At 52.9% G+C, this 13712-nt stretch carries 10 protein-coding genes and 1 pseudogene; 8 read left to right on the top strand and 3 right to left on the bottom strand.

The genetic code is table 11. The features are described 5' to 3' along the window. The first annotated feature begins 454 nt into the window (after positions 1-454). The 4 genes from sppA to ACTO3O_RS09220 all read left to right on the top strand — a co-directional run bounded on the left by sppA (position 455) and on the right by ACTO3O_RS09220 (position 6914). Positions 455-2305 (top strand): signal peptide peptidase SppA, encoded by a 1851-nt coding sequence (gene sppA / locus ACTO3O_RS09235; RefSeq protein WP_297830208.1) that lies wholly within the window; start codon positions 455-457, stop codon positions 2303-2305. 222 nt (positions 2306-2527) lie between these two features. Beyond that, positions 2528-3610 (top strand): tetraacyldisaccharide 4'-kinase, encoded by a 1083-nt coding sequence (gene lpxK / locus ACTO3O_RS09230; RefSeq protein WP_294593212.1) that lies wholly within the window; start codon positions 2528-2530, stop codon positions 3608-3610. Then, positions 3567-4385, top strand: coding sequence for a purine-nucleoside phosphorylase (locus tag ACTO3O_RS09225; protein WP_297830206.1), 819 nt, complete (start codon positions 3567-3569; stop codon positions 4383-4385). The genes lpxK and ACTO3O_RS09225 overlap by 44 nt, the downstream gene beginning before the upstream one ends. A gap of 162 nt (positions 4386-4547) precedes the next feature. After that, positions 4548-6914 carry an ABC transporter permease gene (locus ACTO3O_RS09220; protein ID WP_297830204.1) on the top strand — a complete coding sequence of 789 codons (2367 nt, stop codon included), beginning with the start codon at positions 4548-4550 and terminating at the stop codon, positions 6912-6914. 26 nt (positions 6915-6940) lie between these two features. Here the strand turns inward: ACTO3O_RS09220 and ACTO3O_RS09215 are convergent. Next, positions 6941-7063 (bottom strand): annotated as a pseudogene (locus tag ACTO3O_RS09215) (AAA family ATPase); the annotation flags it as partial. A 335-nt stretch (positions 7064-7398) separates the two neighbouring features. Here ACTO3O_RS09215 and ACTO3O_RS09210 point away from each other — a divergent pair. The 3 genes from ACTO3O_RS09210 to ACTO3O_RS09200 are packed head-to-tail and all read left to right on the top strand — an operon-like array spanning position 7399 to position 10751. Next, positions 7399-8826: an MBOAT family O-acyltransferase gene (locus ACTO3O_RS09210; protein ID WP_297830201.1), complete on the top strand. Its 1428-nt coding sequence runs from the start codon at positions 7399-7401 to the stop codon at positions 8824-8826. A gap of 6 nt (positions 8827-8832) precedes the next feature. Then, a complete protein-coding gene (locus ACTO3O_RS09205; RefSeq protein ID WP_297830199.1) occupies positions 8833-9759 on the top strand; it encodes a hypothetical protein in 927 nt (308 codons plus the stop codon). Beyond that, a complete protein-coding gene (locus ACTO3O_RS09200) occupies positions 9756-10751 on the top strand; it encodes an acyltransferase family protein (protein WP_297830197.1) in 996 nt (331 codons plus the stop codon). The genes ACTO3O_RS09205 and ACTO3O_RS09200 overlap by 4 nt, the downstream gene beginning before the upstream one ends. Positions 10752-10770: 19 nt before the next feature. Here the strand turns inward: ACTO3O_RS09200 and ACTO3O_RS09195 are convergent, their stop codons facing one another. Together ACTO3O_RS09195 and ACTO3O_RS09190 are read right to left on the bottom strand one after the other, a co-directional pair. Further along, positions 10771-11907 carry an NAD-dependent epimerase/dehydratase family protein gene (locus tag ACTO3O_RS09195; protein ID WP_297830195.1) on the bottom strand — a complete coding sequence of 379 codons (1137 nt, stop codon included), beginning with the start codon at positions 11905-11907 and terminating at the stop codon, positions 10771-10773. A 7-nt stretch (positions 11908-11914) separates the two neighbouring features. Beyond that, complete coding sequence (locus ACTO3O_RS09190; protein WP_297830193.1) at positions 11915-12856, bottom strand: glycosyltransferase family 2 protein; 942 nt, start codon at positions 12854-12856, stop codon at positions 11915-11917. Positions 12857-12983: 127 nt separating this feature from the next. Here ACTO3O_RS09190 and ACTO3O_RS09185 point away from each other — a divergent pair. Beyond that, a partial coding sequence (locus ACTO3O_RS09185; RefSeq protein WP_482596719.1) for a glycosyltransferase family protein occupies positions 12984-13712 on the top strand: 729 nt, incomplete at its 3' end.

Below are 13712 nucleotides of genomic sequence, written 5' to 3'. Positions count from 1 at the left end.
CTCTGCGAGTCGCAGAAGTTCGGCCAACAGTTCAGCCCAACTAACTCACGGCCCAAAGGACTGCCCCGTGTCGGCATCATTGCGGCTCCGCTGTCGCTCCGCCGCGTTTCCGCGCGCCTCGCGCGATTCATCTATATTCGGCTCATTGCCGAAATAGTTGAATCGCTCCTTTAGGCGGCGGCGCGCGTCTAGGCACTGCCCCGAATGGAACTGTTCCTTTTGGCTTCGCCTTCCTCCTCGCCGCTCGGCAATTTGCAAACTACGTTTGCATTGCACTCGCTGGCAGCGTCGGTTGTGAACAAAAGGAACCGAAAAAACTTTAGACGGATGCTGACGCATCCTCAACCTGTCAACGGCCTTAACCAACGCGGCAGCCTCTACCCCAAGCAACCGGCAGCGGCAGCCCCAGCCCGAGAACCACAGATACAACGACCTAAAAGTCAAAGAAATACCCATGAACTCCTTTTTCAAGACCTTTTTTGCCAGCCTGCTCGCCATCCTCGTGAGCGGCATCTTCTTTTTTCTGTTCAGCCTCTTCGTATTCGCCGGACTGCTCAGCGTGCTCAGCTCCTCCGGCTCGCGGAGCCAGAAAGGGAAGAGCCACCTGCAACCCCATAGCATCCTGCACATCGACCTCTCCCGCCCCATCGTCGACAAACCCGTCGACAACGCCCTCGCCCTGTTCGACTACAGCGCCCTCAGCTTCCGGCACCAGACCACCCTGCTCGACGCCGTGAGCCGGATCGAACTCGCCTCCCAAGACCCCCGCATCGACGGCATCTACCTCGAGCTGCCCATGGCCCTTCCCACCTCCCTCGCCACCCTCTACGAACTCCGGCAAGCCCTGACCACCTTCCGCGAGAGCGGCAAATTCATCATCTCCTACGCCGACCTCTACTCCCAAGGCAGCTACTACCTCGCCACCATCGGCGACAAAATCTACCTCAACCCCCAGGGCGGCCTCGCCTGGGAAGGACTCTCCGCCAACGTCCTGTTTTACAAAGGCCTCCTCGACAAACTCGGCATCCGCGTCGACCTCATCCGCCACGGCCGCTTCAAAGGCGCCGGCGAACCCCTCATCCTCGACCGGCTGAGCGACGAAAACCGCCAGCAACTCACCTCCATCACCCACTCCACCTGGGACTACCTGTGCCAAGAGATCGCCCAGTCCCGGGAATTGAACCCCGACAGCCTCCAAAGCTACGCCGACCGGCTCGCCGTCGCCACCCCCCGGGACGCCCTTCGCCTCCGGCTCGTCGACAGCCTCCTCTACCGCGATGAACTTCGCGACCGACTCAACACCCTGAGCCACAACACCGACGACCCATCAGACGACCCCCGCCTCATCCCCCTCGCCGACTACCACGGCAACCCCGCCACCCCCACCGCCGACCTCCTCGGCAATCCCGACTCCGATAACGGAATCGCCATCGTCTACGCCTCCGGCGACATCGTCGACGCCGGCGACCCGAACGAACAGATCGTCGGCAACACCCTCGCCGAGACCCTCGGCGAAATTCGCCGCGATCCCGACATCCACGCCGTCGTCCTGCGCGTCAACAGCCCCGGCGGCAGCGCCCTCGCCTCCGAAATCATCTGGCGCGAAGTCCGCCAGCTCCGCCAATCCGAAAAACCCGTCATCGTCTCCATGGGCGACTACGCCGCCTCCGGCGGCTACTACATGAGCTGCGCCGCCGACTACATCCTCGCCGCCCCCACCACCCTGACCGGCTCCATCGGCGTCTTCGGTCTGGTCGTGAACCTCCAGGAAGGCGCCTCCCGCCACCTCGGCATCACCTCCGACGGCGTCCGCACCGCCCCCGGCGCCGACATGGGCAACCCCTTCCGTCCCCTCAGCCCCGCCGAACGCCTCTATATCCAGAACGGCGTCGACAGCGTCTACAACCGCTTCCTGCAAGTCGTCTCCGAAGGGCGCAGCCTCGGCCTCGACACCGTCGACACCCTCGCCGGCGGACGCGTCTGGACAGGCCTCCAAGCCACCGAACACCGCCTGACCGACGCCACCGGCACCCTTCGCGACGCCATCCGTCTCGCCGCCCAGCGAGCCGGCCTCTCCGACACCGACTACGCCATCCGGCAATACCCCGAACCCGAAGACCCCACCTTCGCCACCCTGCTCGGCTCGCTGAGCGGCAGCATCGTCGCCCGCCTCGGCCTCGGCAGCAGCCCCTCTGCCTCCACCGGCCCCCGCCTGCTCGACCGCGAACTCGAACACCTCCGGCCCCTGATCCCCCGGAGCGGCATCCAGGCCTCCATGCCCTTCACCCTCGAATGGCGCTACTGAGCAAAAAAGTGAACGAATATAAACCCCATGTTGTAACACAATCGGCCCTACGACTACTTCTCGCACCGATTATGTATAAATGTTACAATAAAGTTACTATATTCTGTTTAAAAGTTACAACATTTTATTGTAACTTCCCGCCTCCGCCCTCCCGTTTTCACCCCGCCGCGCGAGCCCCCCGGAGACACCGCACAACCGACTTGTAACCAATATAATAGCACATTGAAACTGCTCGGACAAATACTGGCCGCCCCGTTAGCCTGGCTCTACGGCGGCGTGATCGACATCCGCCACCGGCTGTTCGACTGGGGCGTGCTGAAGAGCCGCGAATTCGACATCCCCATCATCTGCGTGGGGAACATCACCGTCGGCGGCACCGGCAAGACCCCCCACACCGAACTCCTCATCGAGCTGCTCTCCAGCGAGTTCCGCGTCGCCGTCCTCTCGCGCGGCTACAAACGGAAGACCAAAGGCTTCCTGCTCGCCACAGTGACCAGCTCCTTCAAGAAAGTCGGCGACGAACCCAAACAGATCAAACTCAAGTACCCCGACATTCCCGTCGCCGTCTGCGAACGGCGCGTCGAAGGGATCGAACGGCTGCGCGAAGCCCATCCCGAAGTCAACCTCATCATTCTGGACGACGCCTTCCAGCACCGCTACGTCGAACCGTGGGTCAACATCGTCCTGATGGACTACCACAACCCGGTCTACGAAGACCGGATGCTGCCCCTCGGCCGGCTGCGCGACCGCCCGGCGCAACTCTCGCGGGCCCAGATGGTCGTCGTCACGAAGTGTCCCGAGGAGATGAAACCCCTCGACTACCGGATCGTCAGCAAGAACCTCGACCTCTATCCGTACCAAAGCCTCTACTTCACCCGGATGGTCTCGCAGCCTCCCAAGCCGCTCTATCCGGCTTACGGCCAGCCGGATACGCTGCCCGAAGGGACGCCGGTGATCGCCATGGTCGGGATCGCCAACCCGACCCGTTTTCTGGCCGGGCTCGAATCCCGCTACGACCTGCGGCAGACATTCGTCTTCCGCGACCACTACACCTTCAAGATGAAGGACATACACGCCGCCGAAGAGGCCTTGTCCGGCTGTCCGCCCGAGACCGTCGTGGTGGTGACCGAGAAAGACGCCGTCCGGCTCATGAACAGCCGGAAAATCAGCGACGACTTCAAACGGAGACTCTACTACGTCTCCATTCGCGTGGAATTCTTGGAAAACCGGGAGAGCGACTTCCGGCGACAATTGGAACAATATGCCAGAGAAAATCAGAAATACAACGTCCTTCATCCGGAATAGACTGGGAATCAGCCCTTCGACCCCGCCCGAAGTCGGTATCGTGCTGGGTTCCGGCTTAGGCGCGCTGACCGAGCGCATCGAAGTGAACTCCACATTGAGTTACAGCGAGATACCGGACTTTCCACGCTCGACGGTCGAGGGACACAAAGGGCGCTTCATCTACGGAGTGCTGGGCGGTCGTCGGGTGATCGCGATGGAGGGGCGGGTGCACTACTACGAGGGGTATCCGATCCGGGAGGTGGTCTTGCCGGTGCAGGCGATGTGCGACCTGGGGATCGGCACGCTGATCGTGTCGAACGCGGCGGGCGGCCTCGACCCGCGTTTCGCGGCGGGCGATATGATGGCGATCGAAGACCACATCAACCTGATTCCGAACCCGTTGATCGGGCCGAACGATCCGGAGGCGGGCGTGCGGTTTCCGGACATGAGCGAGCCGTACGACCGGCAGCTGATCGCCCAGGCCCATCGGGTGGCCGAAACGCAGGGAGCGGTTCTGCATCAGGGGGTTTATGTGGGGACGACCGGGCCGAGCTACGAGACGCCGGCCGAGGTACGTTATTTCCGCCAGATCGGCGGCGATGCGGTGGGGATGTCCACGACGCCGGAGGTGATCGCAGCGCGGCACCGGGGGGTTCGCGTATTCGGCCTCTCGCTGATCACGAACGTGCTGACGGGGACGGGGGTGAAGCTGACGCACGACGAGGTGATCGCCGCGGGTCGTGAGGCGACGCCGCGGATGTGCGCCTTGGTCGAACGCTTCGTCGCGGAGTTGTGAGCGGCAAGCGACCGGTCGGGATTGTCCAAAAATTAGACAGTTGGTGTCAAGAAATTAGACACTCCGGCCCGAAAAGAGTTTTGCGAAACCGCTCGGGATCAGGACGTTGAATCGAACGGCACGATTCTGGCTCGGAATCAGCGAAATCAATCTCGTTTCCCTATGAGCAACTCTCTCCAACTGAAGGCCTTCTGGAACTTCCTGCAACGGAACAAGCTCTTTACCGCCATCAATATCTTCGGATTCGCCGTATCGCTCGCTTTCGTCGTACTCATCGGGCTATACGTACAGGACGAACTGTCGGTCGATGATTTTCAGGCCAATAAGGAGCGGATCTTCCGGCTCGAATACGCCGAAAGATCGAACCTGCCGCCCGCTTTGGGGGCCGCGGTGGCGGCACGGTATCCGGAAATCGAAGCCGTTACCCGCATCTACGCTTGCGACCTCACCGTCGCGCCCATAGCCGGATTCACCGCCGAGGAGAACACCGCCGACGGACTCTTCGTCGACTCTTCCTTTTTCTCCATCTTCTCCTATCCCTTTGTCGAGGGGTCGCCCGCTACCGCCATGCAGACCCCGCGCGACGTCGTTCTGACCCGTCGGTTCGCCCGGCGAATCTTCGGAAACGAGTCGGCAACGGGACGGACGCTGCACATCGGCAAGCACGACTTCACGGTCGGCGGCGTGGTGGAAGACTTCGAACACACCGTTTTCCGGAGCTCCGACATCCTGCTGCCGGTCGAAAAGGCGTTCGCCGTCGCGTATGGAATAGACGACCCGTCCCTGATGGCTGTCATCAACGGAAACTATGACTTCGGACTCTATCTGTTGGGCCGGCCCGGCAGCGACCTTGCGACCCGGCTCGACACCGCAGAGCTGAACCGCCTTTTTCTGGAGGATCTTCAATTGGATCTTTTCCGGTCGGAGAACATCAATCATCCGCGGCTGTGCCCGTTGAAAGAGGTCTACCTCAGTCCGATTCCCGGCCAAGGCACCCGTTCCAACACCCGCACCTATCTGCTGATTCTCGGCGCGACGGCCGCGCTGATCCTCCTTTTCGCCGTCATCAACTACATCAACCTGTCGGTGGCCCAGAGCGGATTCCGGGCTCAGGAGGTCGCCATGCGGAGGCTCTTAGGAGGGTCGCGAGGCAGTCTGTTCGCGGGATTCATCGTCGAGTCGCTGCTGCTCTGCCTCGTCTCGTTCGGGATCGCCTTGCTGCTCGCTTCGACGGCAGAACCGTGGTTCCGAACCGTCATGCAGAGCGACATCTCGGTCGCCAAGGGCTTTACGACCGGGAATGTCGTCCTGGCGTTGGTCGGTGTCGGACTGATCGGGACGATCTCGGGACTCGTGCCGGCCTATGTGCTGACGCGTACCGAACCGATCGATATCGTCCGGGGGACTTTCCGGCGGCAGACCAAGATGGTCTACAGCAAGATACTGATCACGTTCCAGTACGGCATCACCATCGTGCTGATCGGCTGCACGATCACGATCGGGAGGCAGTTGGACTTCATGCGGCACAGCGACCTGGGGTTCGACAGCGCGCATGTAATCATCTGTAAAAATCGGTTTACCGCCTCGCAACGGGACGCTGTACGAGGCGAATTGATGTCGATTCCGGGCGTGACGGCCGTTTCGTTCGCCGACAATCTTCCGGGTATCGGTCATTATAATGGCTGGTATGGCCATTACGATCTCGACCAGCGGTTACACGATCTGGCCGGTTTCAACGGCGACTCGGCTTTTCTGAATGTGCTGGGCATCGTGCCGCTGCGGGAGACGGGCCGGGTGAATGCGGACGGGAGGCGATATTGGCTGACGGAGACGGCCTGGCGCGATCTGGAGCTGGCGGAAGACGCGACGGAATATACCCGCGGCGAGAATCCTCGCTACAACTTTGCGATTGCCGGTCTTTTGCGGGATTTTCACGCCGACAACTTCACCGAACCGATTCTTCCGGCGGTGGTGTGCGTCATTCCGGAGTACCGGGGGCGACAGGTGCTGATACGGGTGACACCCGCCGCCGGCTGGGCTGTGATGGATCGCATCGCGGAGGTCTACAACCGTCATGCGGGAGGGAACTATTTCAATGGCCGTTTCCTGCAACAGGACATCGACAACCAGTATCGCACCCAACAGCGGATGGGCGAGATGGTGGGGGTATTTGCGCTGCTGGCGATCGTGATTTCGGCCCTCGGGATGCTGGCTATGGCGACCTACTTCATGCGCCAGCGGGAACGAGAGGTGGCGGTGCGGAAGGTGTTCGGCTCGACTTCCCGACAGGCGCTGACGCGAGTGATGGCGGCGTTTCTGAAATTAGTCGGGGTGGCTTTCGTCGTGGCGGTGCCGGTGATCGGGTATCTGATGAGGGGGTGGCTGGCGGGATATGCCTATCGGATTCCGCTGTCGTGGACGATCTACGCGTTGGCGGGAGCGGTGGCGCTGCTGATTGCCGGAAGTTCGGTCTTGTGGCAGTCCTGGCGAACGGTACGAGCCAATCCGGTGGATGTCTTGCGCAAATAGGTCCGAAACGATCCGATGGCGGAGAGCTATTCCGCCATCGGATGAACGATGTCGCTGATCTCGGTCACCCGGTCTGTCCAGCCGTTCATCACCAAGGCCGGAGAATGGGTGGCCAAAATCAGCTGAAGGTTCGGATTCAGCGTCCGAACGTCGTCGATCACAAGCATTCCGAAGATCGAATAAGCCCTTTCAAGAAATTTACAAACCACCCTCAAAGGAAGAACATATATTCTACACCAAATAATCTATAAATCACCCTGCATTTAACTACAACAAAGACAATAAGATTTACTTTGAAATATCATTCAAGAGCCATTCCTGCATCCTAAAAAACGTTCGTTAAACGGCTCTATAAAAGGAGGGATATTAGAAATTATAAGTACCTTTGCAACTCTTTGATACTCCGACTCACTAACTAAATATGCCTCGCTTGTAGTCAGGATATTTATTGGTGCGGATAATCGAACGATTAAACGGACACTGAATGTTATTCAATTCTTTTGAATTCGCGATCTTTTTACCCATAGTTTTTTGCATTTATTGGTTCGTTGTCAATCACAAACTCAGGCTACAGAATCTCTTTATCGTTGGAGTCAGTTATTTGTTCTATGGTTGGTGGGACTGGCGTTTTCTCTTGCTAATCGCACTTACGACCGTTTGCAGCTATTTGAGTGGCACGCTGATTGAAAAGTACCGTGACAAACGACATGCAAAAATTATTGCAGCTGCTAATATCATACTGAATCTCCTGATTCTATGCTTATTTAAATATTTCAACTTTTTTTCAGAGAATCTCATTCGTATTTTCCGTTTTTTCGGCACCGAGTTGGATTGGGTGACACTCGATATTTTGCTGCCGGTCGGTATCTCGTTCTACACTTTTCAGGCACTTTCTTACACCATTGATGTGTATAAACGCAAGATAGAACCGACACACGATCCAATTAGTTTCTTCGCCTTCGTGAGCTTTTTCCCGCAACTGGTCGCAGGGCCTATCGAACGGGCAACCCAACTGTTACCTCAGTTCTATGTCAAACGGCAATTTGATTATGTCAAAGCGGTGGATGGTATGCGGCAAATACTCTGGGGGTTATTCAAAAAAATCGTCGTGGCCGATAACTGTGCGGTAGCAGTCAATGAGATATTTGCCAACTATCTGAATCAGAGCGGAAGCACATTACTATTGGGAGCGATCTTATTCACGTTCCAGATTTACGGCGATTTTTCAGGGTATTCCGACATGGCAATCGGTACGGCACGCTTGTTTGGCATCAATCTGATGCGTAATTTCAATTACCCGTACTTTTCCCGAGATATTGCAGAGTTTTGGCGAAGGTGGCATATCTCGCTGACAACATGGTTTCGAGACTACATCTATATCCCGTTAGGAGGTTCCCGAGGTACCAAATGGCAATCGTTTCGCAACACAATGGTAATTTTCCTGGTCAGCGGACTATGGCATGGGGCTAATTGGACGTTTATCATTTGGGGTGCGTATCATGCATTACTTTTTGCACCCTTGCTTCTGCTGGGACGAAATCGTAAATATACTGGCGTAGTAGCCGAGAACACAGCGTTCCCGTCATTCCGAGAGTCGATACAGATGGTGACAACCTTTGCATTAGCTGTAATCGGTTGGATTATTTTCCGCGCAGAGAATATCAGACAAGCATTCGATTATATAGGACATATGTTTAATCGTTCGCTGTTTTCAATGCCAGTCGGGGGCAAAAAAGCGCTGCTATTTGCAACGATACTAATGATGGTCGAATGGATCGGTCGACGAAATCAGTTCGCACTCCAATGTTTGCCGCACAACAGAATTGTACGCTGGGCGATTTATTATGCAGTGGTCACCGCGATCGCTTTGGCTGGAGGCCAACAAGCGACTTTTATTTACTTTCAGTTTTAGAAAACAATGAAAAAATTTATCCTATACACACTTTTATTTCTTCTGCCGATAATCATCTGCTTTACGTTATTGGAGTGGACAGTACGACACATTCCGAATTCGTATGCTTACAAAGCTGAATTAATCGAACAATATAGCAGCAAAGCTCAAGTATTGATACTCGGTTCATCGTTAGCGTATTGCCATATCAATCCGGATTCACTTAGCCTACCTGCAATCAATCTGGCCAATTCAGCTCAACCGCTCAATTACGACAAGTTTCTGTTTGACAAGTATGCCGGAGCAATGTCTGAACTTAAATATGTCATATTACCAATTACTTATTTCACTTTTTCCACTGATTTGGAAGCATATATCGGTGTGGGACGGGATGTCTATTATGCCCAATTTCTAAAATACCCTTACCCCATGAAACCCGAGTATCACTTTCAAATGTGGAACTTCCGGGAAACACTACGCAAGATTAAACAACATTATATTGATCATAAAGAAGACATCGAATTTGATTGTCGTCCCAATGGATTTTGCGCTTTGAGCATCGAACGGCGTTTAGCTGCAGGAGACGGATGGAATAATGGAACGAGAGTGGCTACGGGTTACCGGAAGATCAATGATCAATACATGGCCCAACGTATGGCGGGTTGTGCACGGATGATTGAGCAAATGGCCGATCGGTGTGCTGGACGGGGAATTTCGATGATTCTGTACACGCCTCCCGTTACACGTAAATTTCGTGATGCAATGGATTCGGCTCAGTGGAATACGATCTTACAGACAACTCAACAAATCGTAGCAACACATTCCAATATAAGTTACTATAATTTCATTGATAACGAACTGTTCTGTGATGATGATTTCAAGGATGCGGATCATCTACTGGAATCAGGCGCAAACAAGCTCACTCTGTTGCTGGACCGCATTTTGAATCAATGAACAACTTTACTGTTACCACTCGTGACCGCACGATCGATAATATCCGCGGATTCGCCATTTTTTTGGTCGTTGTGGGGCACTGCATTATGCGATTTTATGAGTATAATGCGGCTTTTGCAGACAACTATTGGTTCCGATTGATTTATTCATTCCACATGCCGCTCTTCATGTTTGTCGGCGGCTGGGTTGCTTGGCTGACTTTTGACGGAACACTTACAAAACTCAAAAAACGTACATTGGCACTACTCATTCCGTTTGTCGTGTGGAATGTAGTGAATACGCTCTATTTATGGGTTATCAACGGAGGATGGGACGACGGTTACTGGAGATATTTGGCGATGGGACAAGGGTTCCTGTGGTTCTTCTACTCAATGTTTTTATGTTACGTATTACTTTATACGTTGCTCAAACTGCCTGAAACATTACAAGCCGTGGCGGCGATAGCCATATGTGCAATCATGCAATCCGTTCACCTCAAAATATTTGAACTCGGATGGGTTAATTGGTACTTCTTCTTTTTCTTCAGTGGTTATTTTATCTCTAAATACAAGCGACTGAACCCGGTCAAAAACAGTTGGGGATTAACTATAACGCTTTGCGCAGCAGGAGTAGCGATGGGTAGTATGTGGCACCCTTCAAGGTCGGTCGACTCCCCACATTTGGCATTTATCGCCCAAAACAAATATTTACTGTTCATATGGCGATATACGGTGCCACTAACGCTAATCGCGGCTTGTTTCTCGCTTTTCTATATGCTTGCGAATCATTGGCATGCCGACCGCATTGGTCAAACCATCGGGCGATACACGATGGAGATCTATATCCAAAATTATGCGTGGATATGCCTGATTGTCGGAATTTGGAACACTCCGCGATTCTATTGGCTGGAAACGATAGTCATAACCACCGTTACACTGGCGGGTTCGGTCTACTTGGCCAAACAGGTGGAACGACACAAAACACTTGGTTTTTGGTTGCTCGGCAAGCAATAGAAAAGAGACATACAAAGATCTATTTGTAGAGCCCTTTGCTCTTCATCTCTTCAATACTCTGTTCATAACGATCGGCCTGTATTTCTTGACTATCGACCCATGCTGCAAAACGACCGATACCTTGATCGAACGACACCGAAGGAGTATAGCCCAGCAATTTGGTAGCGAGCGTCAAATCGGCGTAATTGTGCCTAATATCACCCAAACGATAGTTGCCCGAGACTTTGATTTCGACGTTTGAATCGTATTTCTGCTGAAGTGTCCGAGCTACTGTTATCACATCAATCGGTTTGTCTGCCCCGACATTGAATGTATGATAATTAGCCTCGTCCCGTTCCAGCCCGAGGATCGTGGCAGCTACTACATCATCGATATAGACAAAATCGCGGCTTTCTTTCCCGTCTTCGAAGATATTGATATCTTTCCCATTTTTGATCAACGTGCTGAAGATAGATAGGATACCCGTGTAGGGATTACTGAGCGACTGGCCAGGACCGTAAACGTTTTGGTAGCGAAAAGCCACTGCAGGAATACCGAGAGATTTACCGGCTACGAGCACCATTTCGGCCTGCATTTGCTTGGTAAGCCCATAAATCGATGTAGGATGGATTTTGCTCTCTTCGTCTGTCGGCCTCAATTCAACGGACGAACCGCACAGTGGACAGGTGCATTCAAAATTACCGTGTTGCATGGCCTCGTCACTGCGTTCCGTCGGATAAACATCACCGCAGCAAGAGCAGTGGTATTTGCCTTCACCATAAACAGCACGTGAAGAAGCAATAACTATTTTTCGTATCGAATGCTTCGTATTAGCCAAAATGTCGAGCATCAAGGCCGTACCGCCAACATTAACAGATGTATATTTTTCGATTTCATACATGGATTGCCCGGTCCCCGTCTCAGCTGCCAGGTGCACCACTGCGTCTTGACCTTCGAGCGCATCGAGCCACACACCACGCTCAGTCACCGATCCTTCAATAAAACGCACCTTGTTCTCGATACTTTTGAAAAGTGGAGAGGTGTGTTTGGGATCGTCTCCGTGAATTTGAGGACTCAAATTATCCAACACCGTGACTGTGTATCCTTTTTTGATAAGCGACAGAGCTAAATTTGAGCCGATAAACCCGGCCCCTCCTGTAATCAGTATGTTTTTCATATTTCGTTTATTTTCCAATCCAATTCTTAACTGCTTTGAGGGGCTTGTAAAGTCCCGTTTTACGAAGCCAGTCGTAGCGATGTTCTGCCCGATAACGAGCTGTCATTTCTGCGTCAAATAGTATACGCATCTGTTCGATGGAGTTGGGCAAGCCCCATTTGGCTTGCATAGCTGCATAGTTTTTGTCAAGAAAATAGTTATTGTTTTCTACCGCCGAACGATACCAATCCTCCGAAGTCCCGGCATGTGCACCGCCGCTCGAGGCCGTACGTGGCAAATTGACCTGTACGGCTGTTGAATCATACATGATCTTTTTACCCGCCAAAGAAGCCCGGATCAAAAAGTCGGTTTCTTCACGGTAAGCATTCCCTTGATAGCAGGTATCGAACTGCAGATTGCGAGCCAATTGAGTGGAAACCAGGAAACAAGCTTGTACGAAAGGTACTTCAAGCGGCTCTTTATACGACAACGAAAAATCGACCCGCATTGTGCTCAGGTCAATGATCTGTTTGGGATCGTCAGCCAAACGGTCGTTAGCCGCTACAAAATCCTGAATTCTAAAGATTTGTTCTTCTCGCAGCGCGTATAGAGCTTTAGCACCGACAATATCAGCATCATAGGTTTGCAATGTATCCAAAAGCCGCGCAATCGTACCCGGACAGATAATCGAGTCATCATCACCAAAATAGATATACTCAAATCGAGCAGCGGCAATACCTCGATTTTTAGTGAATCCTTGTTTTGAATTAACTTCATTGCGAAGATATCTGATCTGGGGATATTGAGCCATTAACTCGCGTATCACCTCGGCAGTATGATCAGTCGAAGCATCATCCACGACGATCACTTCTCCCACATATTCCTGCAAATAGGTAGGCAAGGTCCGCTTCAAGATATGGGCACGATTATAAGATGGCACCACTACGGATACCCGGCAATTTTTACTCATTCACAACTGTCTTTTGGACGATACAAAGATACAAAGGTTTGCCAATTCCTAATTGGGGCGAAATTTGTACTTTTGTAATCAGACTTGTCAGGCCATACCATTTATGAGTAATTGTTCAAAAAAAATATTGATCATTTCATACGTAATTCGCAACAAAACGGGCGGTGGGACAATCAATCAACGCAATATAAATTTGCTCAAAAATACATTTAGCGACTTATCTGTTCTTTATATAGATCCTGACAGTCCAAAGGCGCGCGTGTCTATGTGGGGCAAACTTCGAGACAGGCTACGGGTGGTAGTCGGAGGATTAAGTGCGGCCTACCTTGAACAGATTAAAAAGACGATTGCGGCTCAACAGCCCGACATAGTGTTTCTCAATCAGTCATTATTCGGTGCTGTAGCTAAAGTAGCAAAAAAAACGGCTCCTGCGGCCCGGGTTATTACGTTCTTTCACAATTGTGAAGCACAGTATCACCAAAGTATGTACCGCATCGATCGATCCGCAGTGACATACATCAACTTGATTTCGAGCCGTAAGGCTGAACATATGGCCGTTCGATACAGCGATCAATTAATCGCGATGAATAGCCGCGATGCAGAAAATATCAGAAAACTGTACGGCAAATCGATCGATCTTTTACTACCCACTTCTTTTACTGATAACGGCGGAGCATCTTATGCGCCTTCGCCGACCGGAAAGCCGTTAGAATTGCTTTTTGTAGGCTTTAATTTTTTTGCCAATGTGCACGGTCTGGAATGGTTCTGCCGCGAAGTCATGCCTCGGATTGACAATGCCCGGCTAACCATTGTGGGCCGCGAGATGGAACAAGAACGCACGCGATTTGAAAGCGAA

The organism is Rikenella sp., from assembly GCF_056799795.1.
The sequence above is the reverse complement of the archived record's forward strand: the minus strand, read 5'-3'. Positions and strand labels throughout refer to the sequence as shown.